We start from the raw sequence: 23,704 nt of genomic DNA, 5'->3' as shown, positions 1-23,704 counted from the left end.
GATTCGTGTACACTGATATTATTCCTTTTGATTCATTAAGTGAAAGTCCCTGAGGTGAACGGTACTTGCTCATTCCATTATCACGACTCTGATCTGGCAATGAATCCCATAGTTACATCCACGAGAAAGTGGGCAAGAATAACATACGTTAAAACTTGTGTCTGTTCGTAGATGAAACCCAGTAAAAAACTGATGTAGACAACAGATATGAAAAGCACAGGTTTTTTCACATAACGGATATGAACGAAAGCGAATAATAGACTCGCTCCGACATAGCCAAGAATGGGTTGCAGTACTCCTCGAAACAATACTTCTTCACTAATTGCGACCATCGCTGACATAAGTACGACCATAAAAACGGATTGATTTTCAAAAACCTTTTTGTTGATACCGCCATCATCGAAGTACTTTTCAGGTAGCGTCTTCATCAAAAGGAAATCTATACCTATTATAAATGCAGCTGGTGCTAAACCATACAATAATGCTTTCCTGTAATCAAATCCCCATTGATTCACCCAGTGACTGGAGAAATCCAGAAACACTCCGCTGATAAGTATAGCCAAACTGAACAGAAATAATTGAGAAATCACTAGTTGTTTCGTTATCTCTCGCTTAGACATCTGACTTATGATTTCTTCTCTACTGCTCATGAGAATCACCGATATGAAATAAAGTGTACAACCTTTCTTCCCAGGATAATGTGTCTATAGTTCTATAGTTCTCTCTATAGGAGACTTCAAAAACCTCAGGGTCACAATTATCACAACATTTGTGTTCAACTTGCTGAATGGTAGATTGGAAATGGCTGTATAACATTTCTCTCCTGCAGTCGGTCGTATTAAGGACACTCATCATGTGTGAGAGATGTGTAAGTTTTTGTTGCAATCTTTTACGCTGCTTTCCTTTCAGCATACGCTCTGCTTCTGCTTTGTCCAGTGAAGGGGACCTCAGCAAAGGTTCAGTTAGAATAGATAAAAAATTATATTGCGATTCTGATAATTCAAGGGAGGTTGAATCTTCATATGAAGGAAGTCTTCCATGAGAATCGATCAACTCCATGTATCCTTCAATCTGTTCATCTGAAGGAAGTTCGGACTCTATGAACATCCGGGGCAGCCGCTCGTCCCCCGTTGAATATAAAAGCAGGCTCGTGCACTCTCTCCCGTCTCTTCCGGCCCTTCCGATTTCCTGAATGAACGATTCTATCCTCGGAGGCAGATGAAAATGTATGACGAGGCGAATGTCGGGTTTATCGATTCCCATTCCAAAGGCACTGGTACAACAGACGATATCCAGTTCATTTCTCATGAACTGCTGCTGAACCAACTGCCGATCGACCGGTTCCATACCTCCATGATAAAACGCGATTCTTCCGAAGTTTTTCTTTTTCAATTCAAAACATATTTTTTCAGCCATCTGTCTGCTTGAAAAGTAAATCATAGTCGGAGCCTGCTGATTAGTCAAATAATTTTCAAGGTACTCGACTTTTTCCTGTTCATTTGTCATCTTGGCCATACTCAACTGTATATTCGGTTTATCCATGGGATAGATCAATTTTTCAGCTTCGGGTCTTTCCAGCTGACCCAGGATATCTTCCTGCACTTCCGGAGTAGCCGTTGCGCTTAGGGCAAGTACCGGAGGGTCTCCCAGCTGATGAAGCACCTGATTGAGTTTCAAATAGTCGGTACGGAATTCGTGTCCCCACTGTGAAATGCAGTGAGCTTCGTCCACGACGAACAAACCGACGTTTTCATTATTGAGTAGTTGCTGCATTCGGGTCATTTGAAGCATCTCGGGAGATATATACAGTAATTGAAGGGCACTGAGATTTCGTAATACCTGCTTGCGTTCATCAGGAGTCAAAAAACTATGAATAGCTGCGACACGTTTCATCCCCTTCGCCTTGACCTGCTTGACCTGATCTATCATCAAGGATATTAACGGAGACACTACGATTGTAAGACCCGGAATTATTTTCGAGGGAAGTTGATAACACAATGACTTCCCGCTCCCCGTAGGTAAAATAGCCAGTGTATCCACTTCATTCAAAACATTTTCAATAACATTTTTCTGCCCCGGTCGAAAACTTGTGAATCCGAACTCGTCTTCTAAAATTCCTTCCAGATCATATTGCTCCATATTTTATCCTTTCTGTATTTTCGCTAGCACAATTCTTATTTGAAAATACGAGTATTTATCATCCAAATATTCCCGGATCACTTTAAGGCGTTTAGTATTTGTACGGTGGACAACTTCTTCGATTTCTATTATCCCTGCGGGGCTGATAAAAGAATGGATACTGCGATCATTGTTTACAAGAACCGCCTCTACCAGATGGTCTTCAATAGTACTGGTTTTCAGATTCCTGATTCTCGCAACCTCTTCAATCGAGTTGACCTTATCATATAAATGGACGGATTTCCTTGAAGAGGAAGTAAGGGTCTCTTTTTTTCCCAGATTCCTGGTCAGTTCATATAAATAGGAGGAAGGGTTTTCGGAAGCAGCGAAAAACAAATAATAATAAATGTTTTTGAGGTAGAGAGGAATATTATATACGGAATCTTCGCCGGCTTCGGCTAATTGATTGTAGGTCCATCCAGTCTGGTCTCCACCAGTCAATCTTCGGACAAACATCATTTTTTCTTTCTCAGAGAAAACTGAAAGAAGCTTATGCAACTCCAGATACAGCCCTTCTGCTTCTTGAGTCAGAGAAGATTTACGAGTCATGTACAATGATTTGAGCCATTGCTGAATCGGAACCTTATCTACAACAGGTATGTAACTCTTCTGATTATATATTCCATTGCTGACAATCTGCACCCATAACATGAAACGGTTCTGAAATTCATCTATCGCTTCTGAATAATCCATACCAGAGAAATGAAAAGAAAAACGATCTTTTTCAATTCTCTCTTTTCCCGAAGAAGTCACTATTATTTTCGCTTCATCTATCCATTCTATCGCCCGTTCCTCCTCCAGGCGATAGAGTGCTTCCTCCAATATGTTTCGATTCAATTCACGATAGATGCCATAGTATCGATCGATGCCGTATACTTTAGCATCCTGAAAAGTCTGAGATGATTTCTTACCCCTTAATAAGTGGAAAACACCGGATACAGTCCTTTCCCCGTTCATTCGATCCAGACAGTCCAGAAGTATGTAAGTAAACATATGAATTGAGTCCTTTCAATTGGTAGAGTTGAATTCCATGTCCAGAGAACGTACACTGATGGTAGAGGTTTAAAAAGAAAGAAGGAATAAAATATGAAGCTTTATTCAATCGTGGATAAAGATACATGCATAGCCTGCGGAGCTTGCGGAATGGCAGCTCCCGAGTTATATAATTACGATGAGGAAGGACTTGCATACTTTGTTCCCGATGATAACAAAGGGAATACTCCAATTTCCGAAGACCTTGAATTGGATGCTCAAGACGCCCATGAGGGATGCCCCACCGGTTCTATCAAATTGGCAAAGGCTGGTTTCAACGGGGAGATACCCGCTGAAGATTAAATAAAAGAAGGTGCTTATAGCACCTTCTTTTATTATAGCATGTGTAGGGGTCAACAGACGAGTTGTACTCGTTGCTCATATTTCAAGAAAAGTTTTTCAAATACGGCGTAGAATACGAGTATAAACACAAAGTTAGAAGCTGCGTGCATAAGATCAAAAGGAAGACCGGCGAGATAATACCCCCAAAAAGTTTGACCGATGGCTCTCATCGTCAAGGCCATGACCAGTCCAAACAAAAGTCCGGAAAGAAACCCGTACGTGCTAAGTGCCCACACCGGCAGTTTCGGAAGCATTTTCCCTATCAGTCCAGCACCTATGCCTATTATCCCCCAAGCCACTATTTGCCATACCGACCAGATTCCCATACCGAGAACCATATTCGTCAGAAATGTTGTAAGAAAAGCCATGACTACAGCAGCTAAAGGACCCATCCAAAATCCTGTCAATATTATAATAGCCGTCACCGGCTGGGCATTCGGAATAGGAGCAAAGACGATTCTTCCCACCACAGCTATCGCTGCAAGCATTGTGATGAGGGTAAGTTTATACGTATTCCATTTCACTCTGCATCATTCCCAGGACTGAAAATCAAAACGTATGTCGTCCTCGTCTTCGATTTCATACTCACCCGCTCCTACTTGAGCTTCTTCACCATTAACAGAGTAAATCCATCCTTTTTGCTCTCCGTCTTCAGCGGAAATTCCTTCTATCCCCGTTATGAAACCATCTTCCACTTCCAATTCGAAATTATCTTCCATCGCTTCGAGAAGCACAGTTCCCTCTTCGACAGTTATTTCTTTCTCGTCTACTTGTTCTTCCCCTTCATTCTGAGTGAGTTCGACTGTCGCCTCAATTTCTTCCTGAGTCTGAGTCTCCTCGCCGTTATTCTCTGAAGATTCACTTTCAGCCTGACAACCTGCAAGCATCACAAACGTGAGAACGAAGGCACCTGCATAATTACGTACGTTCTTCATTTCAATCCACCCTTTCTACTTATAATAGAAAAGAGCATAGGTATAACTGACCACAAAAAACCCGTCCCGCTAAGGACGAGTTTGAGACATAGATACATAAAATGACCAGTCATCTCAAACGCTCAATCCCCGAAGCTTTGAAGACTTCACAGGTAGGTCTACTGGCTTGTGTCACCCTACTCCGATACCTTCCCGTGATAAATTACTCTCACAGTGGATTCCATCGTTTCGTTACACTAACAGTTGCGAGGACAGCTCCGGATTTCCCACCGGATTCCCTACACCTATGAAGCTTATTCAATTATCTACTAGATTACACGACCTGTTTTATTTTGACAAGCCTTTCTGCGGAAGAGATATATGAAAAGTCGTTCCCTCTCCCTCTTTGCTCTGAGCGGAAATCCCTCCACCATGAGCTTCCACGATATTTTTTGCGATCGCAAGACCAAGACCCGTCCCCTGTTTCTCTTTGGAAGGATCCCTTTTCCTAGATTTATCACCTTTATAGAAACGTTCAAAAATGAAAGGAAGATCCTCTTCAGGGATACCGGACCCTGTATCTTCTATAGTGATCACGAAATTATGGTCGTCTTTATACAGCCGGACGAAAACGGAACCATTATCTGAAGTATGACGTATAGCATTGTCAAGCAGATTCGTCACCACTTGTTCTATACGATCGGGATCTATAGCTGAACTTCCGATCGATTCACTAGGAAATTCAGATTGTAGACGAACGTTGTTCTCTTCAGCCACGCCATGGAATTTTTTCAGTATCCTGTCAATAAACAGCTCGATTTCCACGGATTCTTTGTGCAACTGAATATTCCCTGATTCCATTCTGGCTAAGTCAAGCAGTTCATTCACCAGACGACCCATTCTTTCCGACTCCTCAAGGATGATTTGAGCAAGTTCATTTTTCTCTTCTTTTGAATTTGCTACTTCATCCACAATGGCTTCACTATAGCCGCGCATCATCGAAATCGGAGTTCGGAGTTCATGAGAGACGTTTGCCAGGAAATCCTTCCTCAACTTGTCCAACCTGCGTTCTTCGGTCATATCACGTAAAACCGCCACTACCCCCCTGATAGTAGTATTGCTGTATAGAGGAGTCATAATGATGACCCAATTCCTCCCCTGCACCGTAACTTCAGTCATCGCTTCTGTTTCCTCTGAAATCACAGATTCAAAAAGATCATGCAAGGGAGTCGGAAGTTCCTCTTCCGCTAAATCTTCTTCGTACCGCCATGATTGAAGCAACTGTTCTGAAGGAGGGTTCGTAACCAGGATCTTTTTCTTATGGTTAAGAGTAATAACACCGTCCGCCATCGATTTAAGAACCCCGGATAATTGTTCCTTTTCCTGATTCAAAGCATCAATGTTCTGCTTCAGTTGGCGTCCCATCCGGTTAAATGCAATTGCCAGTTCGCCGATTTCATCATGGGTAAGTATCGGGATTTTCGTATGGAACTCACCTTCAGAAAGTTCAAAAGCTCCCTTCCTCATTTTCATCAACGGAGCTGTAATACGGGTGGAAAGGAAAAAAGCAAAAATAGTTGTCAGTACGATGGCTATTCCAGCTCCAAGAAATACCGTTTTAGTCGTTTGTTGAGTAGTTTCTTCGACGGAGTTCAACGGTTTGAATACAAATACTCCTCCCTCACTATCAGAGAGCGGAGTTCCTACCGCAAGGAACTTTCCATCCTCTGTTTCGGCGACTTTTTTTACGTCGGTTCTTTCTGACATCACCCTGGATAGATCAGGATCATTTTGCAACCATTGTTCGTCTAATTTTGCAAAGGTCTCTACATTGCTTTCCGCCGTCCATATCTGTTCAGCCCCATCAGTGATCAATACATGACTTGATGCGGATTTCACCGACTCCGCAGTCTCCATCACAATTTCCTGTTGCTGATGACTCTCCAAGAGCGTTGAAATGACTGATGCGGTTTGAAGCATTTCTTCCTCGGCTTTATTGATATGGAAATTCTCGAAAAACTGTAGCAGCAGTACCGTCAATATAATCAGTACAAAACAGACGAGAAGTAAAATCGTGAACCACAGTTTCACAACTACACTTCGCCAAAACATCAGTCGTTGCTTACCTCGAACTTATACCCTACTCCCCAAACCGTCGCTATCATTGCCGCTGCTTCAGGAGAGACCTTACTCAATTTTTCCCTTAGTCTTTTAACGTGGGTATCGACAGTTCTTAAGTCTCCGAAGAATTCGTATTTCCACACTTCTTTCAGTAATTGTTCGCGGTCGAAGACTTTATCAGGACGCTCCGACATATAAAGTAACAGTTCGTATTCCTTAGGGGTAAGGGGGACTTCTTTCCCGTCCGCGGTGACCCGGTGAGCATCATTATCGATAGTCAAGTGAGGGAATACGATCACGTCTTTCGCTTCAGTATTCGTATGCAGGAACTTTGTACTGGATGACCTACGGAGAAGAGCCTTGACTCTCAGCACTACTTCCCTTGGGCTGAAAGGCTTCACTATGTAATCATCCGCGCCGGTCTCAAAACCTTCTACCCGATTCGCCTCTTCCCCTTTTGCTGTCAGCATTATGACAGGGGTCGCTTTTTTTTCTCGCAGAGATTTACAGACTTCGATCCCGTCCATACCAGGAAGCATAAGATCGAGTAGTATTACATCGTAATCATTGTTAAGAGCTTTTTGGAGAGCTTCCTCCCCGTCTTCAGCTTCTTCGATTACATAATCTTCGCGTTCGAGATACATTTTCACGAGTCTTCTTATTCTTTCTTCATCATCCACCACTAAAATTTTAGCTTCTTGGTTCATCAATAATTCCTCCTTAAGAAAAAGGCAGGAGTGTTCTCTCCTACCTTGTCCTTACGCATAAGAATGAAGCCCCGATATAATCAAGTTGACCGCCAATAAATTGAACATGATAATGGCAAAACCTATTACGGCGAGCCAGGCAGAACGTTCGCCTTCCCACCCACGTGTGAGTCTCAGGTGCAAAAATGCGGCGTAGAAAAGCCAGGTGATAAGAGCCCATACTTCTTTAGGGTCCCATCCCCAGAAACGGTCCCACGCTTCCTGCGCCCAAATGGAAGCGAATATAATCGCTCCTAAAGTGAAAACCGGAAACCCGATCGCCACTGCGCGGTAGGAAACTTCGTCCACCAATCTTGGACTTGCACTCTTGAGTAAAGGCTGGATCGATTTGGCGATCCTTTTTCTTAATAATAACCTTAGCACACCATAAATCACAAGTCCTGCAAAGACAGACCACAGAATCGCGTTGAATTTAACAGGAGCATTCACGCCCTGCATCCATCCAGGCGTTTCAAATAAAGGACCAAAAGCACGCTCCGTTAACAATTCACCATCTGCGGGGCCTGCAATAGGAGGCATTTCATATGTGATTTGAGTCATTTGTTCGTTCACAGGAGCTTCGAACGTCGCTTCATAATTCACGGCCCCAAAAGTAGTACCTACCGCTATGTAGCCGACGGCGCACAGCAATCCGAAAAGGATGAATTCCAGCCATCTCGTCCTTTTTGTGGCTTTCTCCTGATTAACCTGACGGATGAGATAAATCAGACCCGCCGCGAAACTGATAGCAAGTATAGCCTGCCCCAATGCGGCAGTGGTTACGTGGATGTATAGCCAATGGGATTTTAAAGACGGTACAAGTGGACTGATTTCAGTCGGAAACATACTCGCATAAGCAATGACCAGTAGCGCTACCGGCAATGCGAATAATCCAAGTAATGTAATTCTGTATATGAAAAACAGAATAATAAATCCGAATACCAGCATCATACCGAAAAAAGTCATAAATTCGAATAAGTTACTTACAGGGGCATGTCCGGCCGCAAACCAACGGGTGACGAAGTAGCCTATCTGCGTAAGAAACCCTACAATCGTAACTCCAATCCCTATATTTCCGACTTTGTGATTGGTTTTTTCATTTGATACTTTAACGGTAGCTCCAAAGATAAATGTCGCTAGTAAGTAAATGAAAAAGGATGCATATAGCAAATTACTGCTTATCACTGATAATTCCATCGTCATTCCCCCTTTCTGCTTCATCCTTTTCTTCCTGCTGATCTACAGGAGGTTCTATTCCTGTATCAGCAACAATACGATCTATATCTTTTTTGAGGGCAAACCAGTTTTTATTCGTATGACCCGCGACCCAAACGCCTGTGTCTTTGGGTTGGATCCATATTCTTCTATGATTCCAATACATACCCTGGATCACACCTATCATGAATATCGCCGCACCAAAAGCTATGATCGGAAGCGTATAGTCTCTTTTCACGGTAAGACCGGTGACGTCCCTCGTCTGAAAATCAACTAATCCAACTTTATAGTCGTTCTCGCCGGAGGCATCGATGTTTACTCCAATGCCCGCAAAACTGACCTCGGTCTCTTCCCCAGGAACTTTCACTTCAAATATAAATGCCGGGTTTCTCGGGAATTTCGAGACTTGAGTCGGTTCCCCGTCCTGGAGTTCGAATTCCGGAAAATACCTTTCGAGTCTGATGGTAGTTCCGTTATCCAGCGTGTATTCATCTTTAGGTTCAATCAGGTTCACCGTGAATTGACCGTAATCGGTATCCTCATTCCCTTTATCATGCAGCTTGAAAGTCATCGAGGAAAATTCATTCTGTTGATAACTGGCCTGATAAAGAGAAATTCCGTTATCGAGTTCTATCGGGTGGTTCACCCTGGCTTCCGCTTCTCTCACCTTTTCAAGCTCCGGTTCTTTTCCGGGGACGACGGGGAGGTCAGTCCGCTCGTAAATGACTGCGTTCGTCTGATAGTTCTCAGGGACCGGTCCTGACTGATTCTGAAGAGATTCCTGGAACTGGGAATTCGCTTCATCTTCCATGTCGTAAGTCTCTAATATAAAATCTTCGTTCTTAATGTAGTATAGTCCATCCGTGCCTGCGATTTCTTTTGTTTCTCCCTCGCGTACCCAGAGGAATTCATCCATATACATAGCAGGAACAAAACGAAGCATCGCTCCGAGCAATACAAGAATCAATCCGATATGGTTCACGTAGGGACCCCATCTCGAGAAACGATTCTTCTCAGCAAGAAGATGGCCCTCTTCTTCATGTATTTTATACCTTTTCGATTTAAGGTTTTTCTTAAGTCTCTTGTAATCGATATCGGTTGACGTCGTTTCACCGAAAATACGCTGTTTTTTCATAAAATTGACATGACGTTTCGGTTTCTGTTTCCTTAATGTTTTAAAAAGAGGAACGAATCGGTCGATACTTGCAATTACAATAGAGACACCAAGCATAGCAAGGAGAAGCAGGTACCACCAGGAACTGTACAGGTTATGGAAGCCGAGCTGGTAATAAATCTGTCCCAGAATTCCGTACTGTTCCTTATAATGAGTAGTGGGGTCAGAACCCGGAGGCAAGTACATTTCCTGAGGAAATACTGTACCTAACGCTGAAGCGATCACAAGAATAATAATGATGGAAACCCCGATTTTAACAGAGGAGAAGAAATTCCATATCTTATCCACTATTGTACGTTGATAAGTCTGAGATCTTCTCGCACTTCCATCATATCTCATGTTCAAAAGTTGTTCAGGCTTATTATCATTAAGGTGCTGGTTCTCCTCAAAAGGCTTTCCACAGGCTTCACAAAGCACTGTTCCTTCCGGGTTCACATGCCCGCATTCGCATGTTATTTCACTCATAAAAATACCTCACAATGTCATTCATATTTAAGATGAAGGAGTGATATCCTTAAGATGACCTTCAAGTTTACTCAATGTCAACGGACCTATCACCGTTTCTTCTATCCTTCCATCCGGGCCGATAAATAACGTAGAGGGTATCGGACCGATATTATACAGGTTCATTACCTGCCCGCCTTCATCCTGAAGGATGGGAAAAGATAGTTGATACTCCCGGAGAAACTGGTTGACGACGATATCAGTCGTATCAAGGTTGATGGCCAAGATCTCCACACCTTTTTCTTTATATTCAGGATACAATTCTTCCATGTAAGGCATTTCCTCTTTGCAAGGCTCACAATATGTAGCCCAGAAGTTGATCATGACACCTTTCCCCCGAAGGTCCTTCAGTTCCACCGTCTCGTCACTGCCAAATTTCTTCAAAGCGAAATTTGGTGCCATCTCTCCTTCAGCTACGGTTACATCATCATCCTGAAGAGCAGATACTACAGCAAAAACGATTAGGCTTAACATAATAAGAAGAAGACTCGTCCGGAATATGAGTCTTTTTTTCTTTTTCTTTGATGATTTTTCGCTCATTTTATTCACTCCCCACATATTATAACATGAGCGGTCCCTTTATTTATTGAACATTATTTAACATTTTCATCAGCCAATTGGCGAAGTTGTTTCACCTCATGAGGCTTCAAAGGTCGATAGTCTCCTGCATTGAGACCATGCAAGTCGAGAAAACCGTAGCGTTCCCTCTTCAATTTATCAACCGGCACACCCAACGTGTCAAACATTTTCCTCAGTTGTCTATTTTTCCCCTGGTGCAGCGTCAATTCGATGATCGCTGTATTCCTTTTCCCGTCCGTGGAAGTGATGCGGGCATCTTCTGCTTTCAGAAACTCGCCTTCGATTTCCATACCTTTCTTAAGTTGCTTGATCTGCTCCCGGGTTGGTATACCTCGTGATTTGACGATATATACTTTATCGATTTTATGTTTCGGGTGCATAAGTTTATTAGCGAACTCTCCGTCGTTCGTGAGGAGAATCAAACCGGACGTATCATAGTCCAGACGGCCAATCGGAAACAGACGTTCTTCGATTTCCGGCATATAATCCGTGACCACCTTTCGCCCCCGATCATCTTTGACACTTGAAATGACTCCGCGTGGTTTATAAAGTAAATAATAAACAGGTGCTTCTCTCTGCAGAGGAACACCGTCCACTTCAATATCATCTTGAGGAGAAACTTTCGTTCCGAGTTCCATGACCGTTTCCTTGTTAACTTTCACTCGGCCCTGGGTTATCATCTCCTCAGATTTTCTTCGTGATGCGACCCCTGCCTGAGCCATTACTTTCTGTAATCTTTCCATCAGATCCACTCCCTTATTTTTTCGCATAATAGGAGACCACGCTGTAAGACAACGTGGCCCAGTATCGTTAATATTCATTTTAATAATAGTAACACCACTTCTATCATGGTCATTATACCAACAACACTGACCAATAGTCCAACTTTTAACATGAATCAGCGAGAAGTCTTCTTACATCAAATTTTCGCAAAAAATTAAGTAGTTGGTAATTCACTTAATAACATCCATTTTAGCAGGGGGGGCGCTCGACTCTCTCAAGAATTATAGGCTACCCTGAAAATAAATATTCAGGCGGACGCTTATCCAGAGGCAATGCTTCAGCCTCCTCGTTTCTCTGCGGGGTCTTCAGCTATTGCTATTCCCGTCGGAGTCGCCGCCTTTCTCTACATTTATCCTAACAACACGAATCATTAACAGAGCCCGAAATTTTCATAGAACATGGTGCAAAGGACTTTACATGAACGTCTCTGTTATCGTTTATTGTTGACTTTCATATTTATGGGTGGAAGCTTGCCGCAGGCATGACGATAGGCTTCCGGAATTTCTCTACGTTCATTTCCGGTGATTTTCCATTCATGCTTATCCCTCAGTCGCCTCCCCTTCGTTCTGAAATCAACAACCGGCTTTAACAGACCCAAATAAGAAAGTGTTAGCGCTAAACTAATCATTGTCCAATTCATCAAAAAAAGACTCCGCCTGTGAAAAATCTTCTTCCCATGCCTCTTCCAATTCAGGTAATTCCTCGAGGGATTCCAGACCGAAATAAACGAGGAAATCTTCCGTAGTTCCATAAATGATAGGTCTGCCTACAGCTTCTTTTCTGCCAGCCTCTTCAATCAATCCCCTACCTGTCAGTGTTTGAACAGCTTGATCACTTTTCACTCCTCTTATATGATCAATTTCCACACGAGTGATCGGCTGCTTATAAGCTATTATAGCAAGTGTCTCCAAAGAGGCTTGGGATAAACGTGTATGCTTCTCTTTATGAAGCCATTCCTTATAAAAAGATGCGTATTCCGGCTTCGTCGTAAGTCGGTACATTCCTCTAGCCTCCATCAAACGGAGCCCTCTGTCCGGTTGATTCAATTCCTTCTTCAAAGAATCCAGGAGATCTCCGATTGAACTCTCATCCATTTCCAAGATTGTTGCTAGCTGTTTTTTATCCATACCATTTTCACCTGCAGCAAAAAGCAGGCCTTCAAGAATAGCCATTTGATTTTCACTCATCATTACCCTCCCGCTTGTACACGTATAATCCTTTGAAATGTTCGTCCTGGTAACAAGTGACCCGATTATCTTTCACTAGCTCCAACATTGCCAGAAATGTAGTAACCATTTCTGTTTTGGAATGAGTGGAAAAAAAATCTTCAAACAACATCCCACCAGGAGAGTTTTCAATTTCCTTCAAAATATAATCCATCGTTAACTGAATCGGCATTTCTTCTCTTTTAACACCGGTCTCAGATCTTGTATCCTTATGCGGGAAGGGTTTCTTGAACATACGACTCAGAGCATCGATCATCGTATACACAGTAGCTTCCTGTTTTGTCCTTTTCTCGTTCTCCATGTTCATGGAAGTGCGGGTATATACTTCATTATCCTCCGACTCTTTTTCCTTGAGTCGCTCAGCAGCCCTTTTATATTTTTGGTATTCTTTGAGCCGCTCTATAAGTTCTTCCCTCGGGTCCTCTTCAAATTCTTCTTCATCCAGATCAAGTGATTCATTAGGAAGTAACATATTACTTTTGATCGCCAGCAGTGTTGCAGCCATCACTAAATATTCGCTGGCGACATCCAGTTCCAGATCATTCATCGCATGTATATAATCCATATACTGATCAGTGATTTCTGCTACAGGGATATCATGGATATCAATTTCCAGACGCTGAATCAGGTGAAGGAGCAGATCCATAGGTCCTTCGAATCCATTTACTTTTATGTGATACTGTTTTTCCACTATTATCAGCCTTTTCTATAAAATACTATTTACGTGAATTGAATGCTCTGTACTGACAGTCGAAAAGGGCAATTGTCTTAACTGCAAAAAAAGAGCGCATAATAAGCGCTCTTTTAATCTGGACTTGTGCACTTTTCTACAAAAGTTCCTGTATCTCCTGTCGCACAGACCTCATACGTGCTCTCATACTTTTCAGTCACTCGGTGCACCATTTTTTTGCCGATGCCATTGTTCCGATGAGAAGGATTGACGGAGACATGCTGAATAATGGCTTTTTCATCAGAGACTCTTACTCCGACAGCGCCTATGATGTCTTCTCCTTCTTTCCACAAATACAAATGCCAGTTCTCATTATTTTCGTATTCTTTAATGATATCCTGCAATTTCTTCACATCTTTTGATTCCGGCATGAAAGAAAGTAGCCCCATAGCTATTTTCTCAAAAGATTTTTTGAACCTTATTAACATAGTGACCCCTCAATTATCGAAAATATTGATTCGGTTAGTTTATTGTACAGCTATTCCGAACCAGTAATACAATCCGAAAATCAGACTGAATACTAGAAATATAATTAAAAGTGTTACATTACGTTTACGCATATTGGACTCCTTCAAGTTGACCTAAGAAATAGCATACTTCATTTAAATGAATTATTCAAGCAGGATCAAAGGGATCCCATCTATCCGGAAACCCTGACTTTATTCATAACATCGCCCTTATTGACGCGATCCACCACTTCTATACCTTCGACGACTTTACCAAAAACGGTATGAGCTTCGTCAAGATGGGGCTGTGGACTAAAACAGATGAAAAATTGACTGCCTCCGGTATCTTTTCCGGCGTGAGCCATCGATAAAGTACCTCTTTCATGTTTATGAGGGTTATTATCCGTTTCACACTTGATGGTATAACCAGGACCACCCGTACCATCTCCTTTTGGACAACCGCCCTGAATAACGAAATTAGGAATTACCCGGTGAAAAGTCAAGCCATCATAAAACTCACTGTTGGCGAGCTTCTCAAAGTTCGACACTGTACCAGGTGCTGCTTCATCATAAAGTTCCAATTCTAATGTTTCACCATTCTCAAACTCAATGTACCCTTTTTTCATTTTAATCTCCCCTTATTCTAAACTTAAATCAAATCTAGTTATCTCATCGAACATTTCCCTCCGAACAGCCAGCTGGTGTGTCCCATCCTCGACAAAAACAACGGCGGCTTTTGGAAAGCGATTATAATTATTAGCCATAGAGTACCCGTAGGCGCCAGTACTGAAAACTGCTAAAAGCTCTCCGGGGCTAATCTCCGGAAGGTCGGCGTCCCATATCAGCATATCTCCGGACTCACAACACTTACCTGCGATTGCGTACTGTCTCTTTTGTGTTTCGTTCATACGCTCAGCTGCAACAATATCGTACTTTGCATCATAAAGAGCGGGGCGAATATTATCAGTCATCCCACCATCTACAGAAAGGTACGTACGGACGCCCTCAATCTCTTTTATAGAACCAGCCTCATAAAGTGTCAATCCTGCATCACCCACAATTGCACGACCCGGTTCTATCCAAATTTCAGGAATAGGATAGTCACGATTCCTGGACTGGTCTTTCACTTCCCTGACAAGAGCAGTTGCGTATTCATCCAGACTGAGTGGATCATCTTCCTCTGTATAACGGATTCCAAAGCCACCTCCGAGATTAAGCACCTCAGCGATATAACCATAATTAGTCTTCCATTTTTCCATTATATCAAATAACTTCCTTGTAGCCATTAAAAAACCACTCGTTTCAAATATCTGTGATCCAATATGACAATGTAACCCTTTGATACTTAGTCTCTCTGAATTGGAAAGGTACTGGAATGCTGTATCAGCCTGACCGCTTGTCAAATCGAAACCGAACTTGGAATCTTCCTGACCTGTCAGTATATAATCGTGCGTATGCGCCTCGATTCCCGGTGTTACTCGCAACAACACATCCATGTCTTCATTTTTTTCTTCCAGCACTTCTTCCAGCACGGCTATTTCATAGAAATTATCAACAACGATACACCCTATCCGAGCTTCCACTGCCATTTCAATTTCCTGCTTACTTTTATTATTGCCGTGCATATGAATTTTTTCAGGGGGGAAGCCCGCTTTGAGGGCCGTATGTAATTCACCCTCGGAAACCACGTCCAGACTGAGCTTTTCCTGCTTAGCGACCTGCACCATTGCAATAGATGTAAAAGCCTTACTCGCATAAGCAACTTGAGCAGTGATCCCTTCTCTTTTGAATGTTTCCACAAAAGCTCTGGCATTCTTTCTGATTACACCTACGTCATATACATATAACGGTGTACCGTACTTTTCTTTAAGAGTTGTAACGTCAACTCCGCCTACCTCGAGCACTCCCTGCTCATTTATCGAATGTTTCATTCAAATCCGCCTTTCCTCAAAGAAAAAATTATAAATCGCCCACTCTCCTGAAGCCCTTCATGATTTTCTTCAATATAGGCTACCCTGAAAATAAATATTCAGGCGGACGCTTTCCGCGGGCAATGCTTCAGCCTCCTCGTTTCTCTGCGGGGCTTCAGCTATTGCTATTCCCGTCGAAGTCGCCGCCTTTCTCTACATTTATCCTAACAACACGAATCATTAACAGAGCCCGAAATTTTCATAGAACATGGTGCAAAGGACTTTACATGAACGTCTCTGTTAAAGCCTGTCGTTGATTTTAGAACGAAGGGTGGAGACGCCTGCGGGAGAAGCATGAACTTAAAAATCACCGGAATCGAACGTAGAGAGATTCCGGAAGTTTACGTCATGCCCGTGGCAAGCTTCCACCCGTAGAGATAAAAATCAACTAGGAACGATAACAGAGCCTCAATATAAGTTTCTGTTCAGATCTTGTGTTGATCATTCAACACATAAGGCGGACACTCCCTGTAAGCAACGCTTCACTTCCCCATTTTCAAAGCAGGGGTTCTAGATTATTATGATAAATTTATCACAATCTTTCCACAGCTACAATGAATTAGCTAACAGTCTATCTCTATAAGAGCAATGGTTTGCATAGTTCCGTCAGTAATTCGCTTTCCTTCAGTTTCTAATACTGCGCTTATATAACATTTGAGAAGTATTCGTATGGAAACTCACTACCCGCTAAAATTCGAATTAGCGAAAAAAACATCCAACTGCAACTTCTTGAATTACTAAGAAAAGAACTTGCTACGGTAGAAAGTACGCTCTGAAAACACGACAGGGGACCGAATAGAATAAAGTGCTCTTCTATTATTAAAAACTGCCGTGCGAAGACGGCAGTTTTTCTGAAATCATTTTATAATGTTATGAATCAACGTAGGTGACTTCGTCTCCTTGGATGATATAGTGTAAGCTTCTTCGACTTTGGCAATCGAATCTTCCGGGTTGCCGGTATTGCTGTGAAGAACAACCAGTGCTTCACCTTCTTCGACTTTATCACCGATTTTCTTCTTGAGTGTAATACCTACACTATGATCGATTTTGTCTTCTTTAGTTTGTCGCCCCGCACCAAGGTACATAGCTGCAACTCCGATGGATTCTGCATCAATTTCAGATACATACCCACTTTTAGAAGCTTGCACTTCTACATGGTAAGAAGCTTGAGGAAGCTGGCTCAAGTCATCAATCATCGCGCCGTCTCCATGCTGCGCTTCAATGAATTCTTTAAGTTTTGCGTGGGCTTTACCATTGGAAATGTTCTCTTCGAGAGCCCTTCTGGCCTCAGCAGGGTCTGCAAAAGCCCCAGCGAGAACACACATATGAGAAGAAATTTCAAGCGAAAGCTCACGAAGGTCTTCTACGTTACTGCCGAGCAGAATTTCTGCAGCTTCCCTGATTTCATTCGCATTTCCGACCTCGAATCCTAGAGGCTGATTCATATCACTGATGACAGCTACCGTATTTTTCCCGAGTTCGTTTCCGATCGTTACCATTTCTCTTGCGAGAGCTTCGGAATCTTCCAGAGTTTTCATGAACGCTCCGGATCCGGTTTTCACATCAAGTACAATACTATCTGCACCGGACGCTAACTTTTTACTCATGATCGAACTTGCTATCAATGGCAGGGAGTTCACTGTACCAGTAACGTCTCTAAGGGCATATAACTTCTTGTCGGCTGGTGCGAGGTTCCCTGTTTGTCCAGCAACTGCCAGTTTATGCTTATTCACATTATCAATGAACTCTTCTTTCGTTATCTCTGTAGTGAACCCTGCAATCGCCTCAAGTTTATCGATCGTACCTCCAGTGTGACCAAGACCACGCCCGGACATTTTGGCGACAGGCACCCCAACGGAAGCTACAAGCGGCCCGACGATGAAGGTGACTTTGTCGCCAACGCCACCAGTAGAATGTTTGTCGACAATCTGTCCTTCAATCTCACTAAGGTCGATCGTTTCCCCGGAGTCTACCATCGCCTGCGTGAGTGTAGCAGTCTCTTTACCGTTCATCCCCTGAAAATACAAAGCCATAGCTAGTGCAGAAGCCTGGTAATCAGGTATTTCACCGCTCGTATACCCTTCAATGAAAAACTTGATTTCCTCTTCACTCAGAGCATTTCCTTCTCTTTTTTTAACGATAATATCGTACATTCTCATAATTGGATCACCTTTTCCCATTATTATTTTCCTGTTCTTTTGAAGAGAAAATGTCAGCAACCCTTCAGTTCAGGAATTTCAGGCGGATTTAACGACAGATTTCACAAAGTTCAGAAAGTCCTCTCTTACTCTGGAAGTCGTCTCAATAACCTCGTCATGAGTCAAAGGCTGATCAAGAATACCGGCCGCCATGTTAGAAATACAAGAAATTCCAAGAACTCTCAGTCCGGCATGATTAGCAGCAATCACTTCAGGGACCGTGGACATTCCGACCGCATCTCCCCCAAGAGTTCGCAGCATACGTATTTCGGCTGCGGTTTCGTAGACTGGACCAGTGTTCCCTACATAAACACCCTGCTCCACTTTCAGGCCAAGTTCGTCAGCTTTCTCCTGAGCCATTTTGATCAGATTACGATCATAAGCTTCGGACATATCCGGGAATCTTACGCCTATTTCTTCATCATTCACCCCTATAAGAGGGTTATCTCCCATCTGATTGATGTGATCTTTGATAATCATGAGCTGACCGGGTTCAAAATCCTTATTGATACCACCTGCGGCGTTTGTTACATAAAGGTCATCAATGCCGAGAGCTTTCATTACTCTCACCGGAAAAGTCACTTCTTTCATCGTATATCCTTCGTAATAGTGAAAGCGCCCCTGCATAGCAATCACTTGCTTTCCCTCAAGAGTACCTATTACCAACTGTCCTTTATGGCCCGATACCGTGGATTCCGGGAAATGAGGAACATCTTTGTAAGAAATCGTTACAGGATTTTCGATTTCATCCGCGAGCACCCCGAGACCCGAACCGAGAATCAACCCGATAGAAGGTTTTTCGTTTAATTTATTTTCGATAAATGATGCTGCTTCATTAACTGTTTCTATGTTCATCTTAACTCCTCCTTGATTTACTGGATGTCTTTCAAGAAACTTTTGCCGTGTTCTGGCATTTTAACAGAGAAATTATCAGCTACTGTTGCACCGATATCAGCAAAAGTCTGACGTTGCTCAAGTTTTTCACCAACTTTGATACCATTGTGGTATACAAGAAGCGGTACGAGTTCTCTCGTATGATCAGTACCGTGGTGGACGGGATCGTTACCGTGATCAGCGGTAATGATCAGTAAATCATCATCGTTCATTTTTTCCAATACTTGCGGCAGACGCTCATCAAACGCTTCAAGAGCTTTCCCATAACCTTCCGGGTCTCTGCGATGTCCGAATTTAGCATCAAAGTCGACGAGATTCAGAAAGTTGAGCCCATTGAAATCTTCGTCCATAGATTTAATGAACTTATCCATTCCATCATCATTATCATCGGTACGTATAGCCTCCGTTACTCCTTCTCCATCATAAATATCAGAAATTTTGCCAAGAGCTACTACATCGTAATCCTCATCTTCCAGATCATTCATTACCGTTTTCCCAAAAGGCTTCAAGGCATAGTCATGCCTATTGGAAGTACGTTCGAATTCACCTGGCTTGCCTATAAACGGACGAGCGATCACCCTACCGACCATATACTTTTCATCTCTTGTAAGTTCTCTTGTGAATTCACAGATCTCAAACAGTTCTTCAGGTGGAATCACTTCTTCATGCGCAGCGATTTGTATCACTGAATCTGCAGAAGTATAGACGATCAGATCTCCTGTTTCTAAATGATGTTCTCCAAGTTCTTTGATGATTTCTGTCCCGGATGCAGGTTTGTTCCCTACGATACCGCGACCTGTTTTTTCTTTGATCTGATCCAGTAACTCGTCCGGAAAACCATCCGGAAACGTACGGAATGGCTTGTCGATGTAAAGGCCCATGATCTCCCAATGACCTGTCATGGTATCCTTCCCGTTCGATGCCTCCACCATCGTGGTATAGTGGGCTTGTGGATGATCCGCTTTGTCGATGCCCTGGATCTCTCTGATATTACTAAGTCCAAGCTTCCCGATATTCGGCATATGAAGACCGTTCATCCGTTCAGCGATATGACCGAGAGTATCCGCACCTTTATCATTGAATTGCTCAGCGTCAGGGGCCTCCCCTATCCCTACTGAATCCATCACTACCAAGAATACCCGTTTGAAATTATTCATTAAAAATCCCTCCTGTTTTTTTCTTTCCCCTACTAGATGGCTTATAAGCTGAAAATCATGTTGTAGGATGTCAGACATCTTAATTTATACATTTATTATACTATCTATGCTCTTGGATGGAAAGAACGATATACATCTTGCAACCTGGTTTTCGAAACATGGGTATAAATTTGTGTAGTGGAAATATCCGCATGGCCTAACATTTCCTGGACTGCCCGCAAATCCGCGCCATTCTCTAATAGATGAGTCGCAAAAGAGTGTCTGAGCGTATGAGGTGTAATGTCCTCAGTGACTCCTACATCTTTAGCAACCGCTTTCAACACTTTCCAAAAACCTTGTCTGGATAATGCATTGCCATGGTGATTCACAAATAACTCTTTTGTTTCTTTTTTATTTACAAGCGATTCGCGCGGACCGCTCAAGTAGGCTTTTACAGATTCCCTCGCCATTTCACCAAGAGGGACGATTCTTTCTTTTTCTCCCTTACCTAAGCATCTCACAAATCCCATAGTCAAATGCAAATCGGAAACTTTCAAGGAGACCAATTCAGAAACCCTCAGTCCGGTTGCATATAGCATTTCCAACATCGCCTTGTTTCTTGCACTCAAGGGATCGGTCACAGGAAGTTCCAACAATTTTTCCACATCAGCTGAAGATAGGATTTTAGGAAGTTTCCGTTCTTTTTTCGGCGTTTCGATATGTAAACTAGGATCTTTGTCCGTTTTTTTCTCCCGAATAAGAAACTGATGGAACAATCGAATAGAAGATAAGAGCCTAGCTATAGTAGAAGCGCTTTTTCCTCTGTCATTAAGCGTATACAAGTATTGCATAATGTGATGTCTCGTAACCTCATCGAAATTCCGGATTGATTCCTTTTGTTCCAAATAGATAAGGTATTGTTTGAGGTCTCTTTTATAAGACTGAACCGTATTATCAGCCAAGCCTCTTTCAACTATTAAATAATGGAGAAAATCGTCGAAATCATCCCACATAACTATAAACTCCCATCTCCATTTAGTTTGCTCACTTAAAAATTACAATATAACACCCTTATTGTAAACCATTTTCTATTTGGACGTGCCTGTTTTCACCGTTATTTCCTGGCAAACTTTACAAATACCATGAAAAGTGAGGCGGTGGTCTTTCACTTGAAATTTCCAGTCTTTTTCAACAATTTTTTCCACTTCACCGAGCAGATCTTCTTCAATCTCCTCTACCGCTCCACATTCCGTACAAACGAGATGATGATGAAAATGTTCGGCTCCTTCTTTTCTTAAATCATACCGGGATACTCCGTCTCCGAAATTGATTTTATCGACTACTTTAAGTTCAGATAATAATTCCAAGGTACGATATACAGTAGCCAATCCAATCTCTGGAGCCTTTTCTTTCACAAGGAGATAAACGTCTTCTGCACTTAAATGATCCGCTTCATTCTCAAGGAGAACACGGACTGTAGCTTCTCGTTGAGGAGTCAATTTATAACTTTGAGAGTGTAATTGTTTTTTGATTCGTTCTAAACGATGTTCCATGAAATCGCCCCTCTCTCTTATTCCAATTTAATTATAGCAAAGTCGTTCTCACTGTCAAATTAAAATAATTATTATCTGTAATTGATAATCATTACAAAATAATATTTAAAATCATCAATTTGTCATTTGTTGCTTGCATCACTCTCAGGGAAAGGGGCTATCCTGGCTCATCAATAACTATGCAAGGCCTGCTCCACTCCACAGTACTCACAAGCTCCATGAAAAGTATTAATCTTTGAACAAGAAATGTTTTGCATACAAAAGAGCGTAGGAGGTCTTAGCATCGTGGATATATCCGGAATGCTCCATCTCCAGAGCCTCTTCGATCGTGATCTCTTTCAAACTCACGAACTCATCCTCGTCCCCTTCCAGACTGTTTTCCAATTTTTTCAATGATCCCGCTTTGTAAAGATAAACTATTTCATCCGCGAAGCCTGGAGAAGTATAGAAGGAATTGATCAGTTCCATACTGTCCGTTGAATATCCTGTTTCCTCCTCCAATTCCCGGATGGCAGTCGTTTCCGGGTTCTCGCCCTTTTCCAATTTTCCGGCCGGTATTTCAATAAGCGTCTTTTCCAGGGGTTTTCGGTACTGCTCGACCATCACGAGTTTATCATCCTCAGTGACTGCCAGGATGGCCACAGCACCGGGGTGGGAAACAAGCTCACGTTTTGATTGATTCCCATCGGGTAAACGTACCGTATCGATTCGAAGATCGATGATTTTTCCTTTATAAATTTCTTCGGTGGAAACGGTTTTTTCTTCAAACTCATTATTCATTTTGTCACACCTCTATTTGAAATAATTAATACTTATCATCATAATAATAATGGAAAATATTCCATTCGGAAAGGATGAAATACATGAAAAAAAGACAAATAGGCTCTTCTGATCTCCATATCTCTGAACTGGGCTTGGGTTGCATGTCTATAGGCACAGACGAAAACAAGGCGAAAGACATTATTCACACCTCCATTGATAACGGCGTGAACTATCTTGATACTGCGGATTTATATTCATTCGGAGAAAATGAAAGACTTGTAGGTAAGGCGGTAAAAGGAATTCGGGATCAAGTCGTCATCGGTTCAAAAGTAGGAAATAATTTCGATAAAGAAAATGGAACATGGGAGTGGGACCCTTCCTCCGGCCATATTAAAGCAGGGGTCAAAGACAGCCTCCATCGCATGGGGCTGGACTACATCGATTTATACCAGCTACATGGAGGGACGATTGATGACCCGATAGATGAAGTCATTAATGCTTTTGAAGATTTGAAACAGGAAGGACTAATCAGGGAATACGGAATATCCTCCATACGTCCGAACGTGATCCGAGAATATCTTAAGAGGTCAAGCATAGTTTCTATCATGATGCAATATAACCTTCTAGATAGACGGCCTGAAGAACTGTTCTCCCTGATCGATGAACAGAACGTCTCCGTATTGGCCCGTGGACCTTTGGCGAAGGGGATGCTGTCTTCAAATTCTGAATCCATAATAGAAGCAAAAGGCGAAAAAGGTTTCCTCGATTATACTTATGAGGAATTGAAAGAATTCTCGCATCAATGGAAACAGCTTTCAAACGGCCAGGAAAATGCAAGAAGCTTTCAATATATACTGAACCACCAAACCGTGGCGAGCTGTATATTCGGGGCTAGCAGTAAAGAACAGGCAGAAGAAAATATCCAGGCCTACCAAAAAGCCGAAGCACTTCAAGAAGATTTATATAAGCAGATGCAGTCGATAACGAAACCTCTGACATATGAAAACCACAGATAATGATAAAGCTGCCGCAATCGCGGCAGCTTTATTTATGGCTCTGCTATGATTATTGTTGATTTTCATCTTTACAGGTGGAAGCTTGCCGCGGGCGTGACGTAAACTTCTAGAATCTCTCTACGTTCGATCCCGGTGATTTTTAAGTTCATGCTTCTCCCGCAGGTGTCTCCACCCTTCGTTCTAAA

24 protein-coding genes and 1 riboswitch are annotated in these 23,704 nt (G+C 42.5%); of the genes, 2 read left to right on the top strand and 22 right to left on the bottom strand.

The window, feature by feature from the left end; all coding sequences use genetic code 11:
- Nucleotides 1–80: 80 nt before the first annotated feature.
- The 3 genes from BW944_RS01065 to BW944_RS01055 are packed head-to-tail and all read right to left on the bottom strand — an operon-like array spanning nt 81 to nt 3,171.
- The gene (locus BW944_RS01065; RefSeq protein WP_076556483.1) at nt 81–650 is read right to left on the bottom strand and encodes a CPBP family intramembrane glutamic endopeptidase; all 570 of its coding nucleotides are present in this window, start codon (nt 648–650) and stop codon (nt 81–83) included.
- Nucleotides 640–2,139 (bottom strand): RecQ family ATP-dependent DNA helicase, encoded by a 1,500-nt coding sequence (locus BW944_RS01060; protein WP_076556482.1) that lies wholly within the window; start codon nt 2,137–2,139, stop codon nt 640–642. Before BW944_RS01060 ends, BW944_RS01065 begins: the two co-directional genes overlap by 11 nt.
- Before the next feature lie 3 nt (nt 2,140–2,142).
- Nucleotides 2,143–3,171: a YpbB family protein gene (locus tag BW944_RS01055; protein WP_076556481.1), complete on the bottom strand. Its 1,029-nt coding sequence runs from the start codon at nt 3,169–3,171 to the stop codon at nt 2,143–2,145.
- A gap of 93 nt (nt 3,172–3,264) precedes the next feature.
- Here BW944_RS01055 and BW944_RS01050 point away from each other — a divergent pair, with 93 nt between their 5' ends.
- A complete protein-coding gene (locus tag BW944_RS01050) occupies nt 3,265–3,513 on the top strand; it encodes a ferredoxin (RefSeq protein WP_076556480.1) in 249 nt (82 codons plus the stop codon).
- A gap of 50 nt (nt 3,514–3,563) precedes the next feature.
- Here the strand turns inward: BW944_RS01050 and BW944_RS01045 are convergent, their stop codons facing one another.
- The 19 genes from BW944_RS01045 to BW944_RS00950 form a co-directional block, all read right to left on the bottom strand.
- Nucleotides 3,564–4,076 carry an ECF transporter S component gene (locus BW944_RS01045; protein WP_076556479.1) on the bottom strand — a complete coding sequence of 171 codons (513 nt, stop codon included), beginning with the start codon at nt 4,074–4,076 and terminating at the stop codon, nt 3,564–3,566.
- Between the two features lie 6 nt (nt 4,077–4,082).
- The gene (locus BW944_RS01040) at nt 4,083–4,487 is read right to left on the bottom strand and encodes a DUF4430 domain-containing protein (protein ID WP_076556478.1); all 405 of its coding nucleotides are present in this window, start codon (nt 4,485–4,487) and stop codon (nt 4,083–4,085) included.
- 134 nt (nt 4,488–4,621) lie between these two features.
- Nucleotides 4,622–4,790: riboswitch (cobalamin riboswitch) on the bottom strand.
- Nucleotides 4,791–4,814: 24 nt separating this feature from the next.
- Nucleotides 4,815–6,578: an ATP-binding protein gene (locus tag BW944_RS01035; protein WP_076556477.1), complete on the bottom strand. Its 1,764-nt coding sequence runs from the start codon at nt 6,576–6,578 to the stop codon at nt 4,815–4,817.
- A complete protein-coding gene (locus BW944_RS01030) occupies nt 6,578–7,294 on the bottom strand; it encodes a response regulator transcription factor (protein WP_076556476.1) in 717 nt (238 codons plus the stop codon). Before BW944_RS01030 ends, BW944_RS01035 begins: the two co-directional genes overlap by 1 nt.
- A 51-nt stretch (nt 7,295–7,345) precedes the next feature.
- Nucleotides 7,346–8,530 (bottom strand): c-type cytochrome biogenesis protein CcsB, encoded by a 1,185-nt coding sequence (gene ccsB / locus BW944_RS01025; RefSeq protein WP_076556475.1) that lies wholly within the window; start codon nt 8,528–8,530, stop codon nt 7,346–7,348.
- Nucleotides 8,505–10,187 (bottom strand): cytochrome c biogenesis protein ResB, encoded by a 1,683-nt coding sequence (resB, locus tag BW944_RS01020; RefSeq protein WP_076556474.1) that lies wholly within the window; start codon nt 10,185–10,187, stop codon nt 8,505–8,507. The genes ccsB and resB overlap by 26 nt, the downstream gene beginning before the upstream one ends.
- A gap of 27 nt (nt 10,188–10,214) precedes the next feature.
- The gene (gene resA / locus BW944_RS01015) at nt 10,215–10,766 is read right to left on the bottom strand and encodes a thiol-disulfide oxidoreductase ResA (RefSeq protein WP_076556473.1); all 552 of its coding nucleotides are present in this window, start codon (nt 10,764–10,766) and stop codon (nt 10,215–10,217) included.
- Nucleotides 10,767–10,819: 53 nt separating this feature from the next.
- Nucleotides 10,820–11,548 (bottom strand): pseudouridine synthase, encoded by a 729-nt coding sequence (locus BW944_RS01010; protein WP_076556472.1) that lies wholly within the window; start codon nt 11,546–11,548, stop codon nt 10,820–10,822.
- Between the two features lie 660 nt (nt 11,549–12,208).
- Nucleotides 12,209–12,775 carry an SMC-Scp complex subunit ScpB gene (scpB, locus tag BW944_RS01000; protein WP_084193577.1) on the bottom strand — a complete coding sequence of 189 codons (567 nt, stop codon included), beginning with the start codon at nt 12,773–12,775 and terminating at the stop codon, nt 12,209–12,211.
- Nucleotides 12,768–13,505, bottom strand: a complete 738-nt coding sequence (locus BW944_RS00995) for a segregation and condensation protein A (protein WP_234983087.1) — start codon at nt 13,503–13,505, stop codon at nt 12,768–12,770. The genes scpB and BW944_RS00995 overlap by 8 nt, the downstream gene beginning before the upstream one ends.
- A gap of 113 nt (nt 13,506–13,618) precedes the next feature.
- Nucleotides 13,619–13,972, bottom strand: coding sequence for a GNAT family N-acetyltransferase (locus BW944_RS00990; protein ID WP_076556469.1), 354 nt, complete (start codon nt 13,970–13,972; stop codon nt 13,619–13,621).
- A gap of 212 nt (nt 13,973–14,184) precedes the next feature.
- Nucleotides 14,185–14,616, bottom strand: coding sequence for a peptidylprolyl isomerase (locus tag BW944_RS00985; RefSeq protein WP_076556468.1), 432 nt, complete (start codon nt 14,614–14,616; stop codon nt 14,185–14,187).
- A gap of 12 nt (nt 14,617–14,628) precedes the next feature.
- Nucleotides 14,629–15,921: a diaminopimelate decarboxylase gene (gene lysA / locus BW944_RS00980; RefSeq protein WP_076556467.1), complete on the bottom strand. Its 1,293-nt coding sequence runs from the start codon at nt 15,919–15,921 to the stop codon at nt 14,629–14,631.
- An 896-nt stretch (nt 15,922–16,817) separates the two neighbouring features.
- On the bottom strand, nt 16,818–18,119 hold the full coding sequence (locus BW944_RS00975) for a pyrimidine-nucleoside phosphorylase (RefSeq protein ID WP_076556899.1): 1,302 nt from the start codon (nt 18,117–18,119) through the stop codon (nt 16,818–16,820).
- 78 nt (nt 18,120–18,197) lie between these two features.
- Nucleotides 18,198–19,013, bottom strand: coding sequence for a purine-nucleoside phosphorylase (locus BW944_RS00970; protein ID WP_076556466.1), 816 nt, complete (start codon nt 19,011–19,013; stop codon nt 18,198–18,200).
- A 17-nt stretch (nt 19,014–19,030) separates the two neighbouring features.
- Entirely contained in the window at nt 19,031–20,209 is a 1,179-nt protein-coding gene (gene deoB / locus BW944_RS00965; protein ID WP_076556465.1) for a phosphopentomutase, read from the bottom strand.
- Between the two features lie 104 nt (nt 20,210–20,313).
- Nucleotides 20,314–21,201: a site-specific tyrosine recombinase XerD gene (gene xerD / locus BW944_RS00960; RefSeq protein ID WP_076556464.1), complete on the bottom strand. Its 888-nt coding sequence runs from the start codon at nt 21,199–21,201 to the stop codon at nt 20,314–20,316.
- Between the two features lie 75 nt (nt 21,202–21,276).
- A complete protein-coding gene (gene fur, locus BW944_RS00955) occupies nt 21,277–21,741 on the bottom strand; it encodes a ferric iron uptake transcriptional regulator (RefSeq protein ID WP_076556463.1) in 465 nt (154 codons plus the stop codon).
- 228 nt (nt 21,742–21,969) lie between these two features.
- Nucleotides 21,970–22,521, bottom strand: a complete 552-nt coding sequence (locus BW944_RS00950) for an NUDIX hydrolase (protein ID WP_076556462.1) — start codon at nt 22,519–22,521, stop codon at nt 21,970–21,972.
- A gap of 83 nt (nt 22,522–22,604) precedes the next feature.
- Here BW944_RS00950 and BW944_RS00945 point away from each other — a divergent pair, with 83 nt between their 5' ends.
- Nucleotides 22,605–23,519 (top strand): aldo/keto reductase, encoded by a 915-nt coding sequence (locus BW944_RS00945; RefSeq protein WP_076556461.1) that lies wholly within the window; start codon nt 22,605–22,607, stop codon nt 23,517–23,519.
- Nucleotides 23,520–23,704: the final 185 nt, after the last annotated feature.

This window comes from Salimicrobium flavidum (assembly GCF_900156645.1).
Classification (GTDB): domain Bacteria; phylum Bacillota; class Bacilli; order Bacillales; family Halobacillaceae; genus Salimicrobium; species Salimicrobium flavidum.
This window is presented reverse-complemented; position numbering and strand designations above follow the sequence as displayed.

Excerpts from the sequence above, each read along its gene's own strand:
- BW944_RS01065 (WP_076556483.1), bottom strand. The coding sequence starts at position 650 with ATGAGCAGTAGAGAAGAAATCATAAGTCAGATGTCTAAGCGAGAGATA.
- BW944_RS01060 (WP_076556482.1), bottom strand. The coding sequence starts at position 2,139 with ATGGAGCAATATGATCTGGAAGGAATTTTAGAAGACGAGTTCGGATTC.
- BW944_RS01055 (WP_076556481.1), bottom strand. The coding sequence starts at position 3,171 with ATGTTTACTTACATACTTCTGGACTGTCTGGATCGAATGAACGGGGAA.
- BW944_RS01050 (WP_076556480.1), top strand. The coding sequence starts at position 3,265 with ATGAAGCTTTATTCAATCGTGGATAAAGATACATGCATAGCCTGCGGA.
- BW944_RS01040 (WP_076556478.1), bottom strand. The coding sequence starts at position 4,487 with ATGAAGAACGTACGTAATTATGCAGGTGCCTTCGTTCTCACGTTTGTG.
- BW944_RS01035 (WP_076556477.1), bottom strand. The coding sequence starts at position 6,578 with ATGTTTTGGCGAAGTGTAGTTGTGAAACTGTGGTTCACGATTTTACTT.
- BW944_RS01030 (WP_076556476.1), bottom strand. The coding sequence starts at position 7,294 with ATGAACCAAGAAGCTAAAATTTTAGTGGTGGATGATGAAGAAAGAATA.
- ccsB (WP_076556475.1), bottom strand. The coding sequence starts at position 8,530 with ATGGAATTATCAGTGATAAGCAGTAATTTGCTATATGCATCCTTTTTC.
- resB (WP_076556474.1), bottom strand. The coding sequence starts at position 10,187 with ATGAGTGAAATAACATGCGAATGCGGGCATGTGAACCCGGAAGGAACA.
- resA (WP_076556473.1), bottom strand. The coding sequence starts at position 10,766 with ATGAGCGAAAAATCATCAAAGAAAAAGAAAAAAAGACTCATATTCCGG.
- BW944_RS01010 (WP_076556472.1), bottom strand. The coding sequence starts at position 11,548 with ATGGAAAGATTACAGAAAGTAATGGCTCAGGCAGGGGTCGCATCACGA.
- scpB (WP_084193577.1), bottom strand. The coding sequence starts at position 12,775 with ATGAGTGAAAATCAAATGGCTATTCTTGAAGGCCTGCTTTTTGCTGCA.
- BW944_RS00990 (WP_076556469.1), bottom strand. The coding sequence starts at position 13,972 with ATGTTAATAAGGTTCAAAAAATCTTTTGAGAAAATAGCTATGGGGCTA.
- BW944_RS00985 (WP_076556468.1), bottom strand. The coding sequence starts at position 14,616 with ATGAAAAAAGGGTACATTGAGTTTGAGAATGGTGAAACATTAGAATTG.
- lysA (WP_076556467.1), bottom strand. The coding sequence starts at position 15,921 with ATGAAACATTCGATAAATGAGCAGGGAGTGCTCGAGGTAGGCGGAGTT.
- BW944_RS00975 (WP_076556899.1), bottom strand. The coding sequence starts at position 18,119 with ATGAGAATGTACGATATTATCGTTAAAAAAAGAGAAGGAAATGCTCTG.
- BW944_RS00970 (WP_076556466.1), bottom strand. The coding sequence starts at position 19,013 with ATGAACATAGAAACAGTTAATGAAGCAGCATCATTTATCGAAAATAAA.
- deoB (WP_076556465.1), bottom strand. The coding sequence starts at position 20,209 with ATGAATAATTTCAAACGGGTATTCTTGGTAGTGATGGATTCAGTAGGG.
- xerD (WP_076556464.1), bottom strand. The coding sequence starts at position 21,201 with ATGTGGGATGATTTCGACGATTTTCTCCATTATTTAATAGTTGAAAGA.
- fur (WP_076556463.1), bottom strand. The coding sequence starts at position 21,741 with ATGGAACATCGTTTAGAACGAATCAAAAAACAATTACACTCTCAAAGT.
- BW944_RS00950 (WP_076556462.1), bottom strand. The coding sequence starts at position 22,521 with ATGAATAATGAGTTTGAAGAAAAAACCGTTTCCACCGAAGAAATTTAT.
- BW944_RS00945 (WP_076556461.1), top strand. The coding sequence starts at position 22,605 with ATGAAAAAAAGACAAATAGGCTCTTCTGATCTCCATATCTCTGAACTG.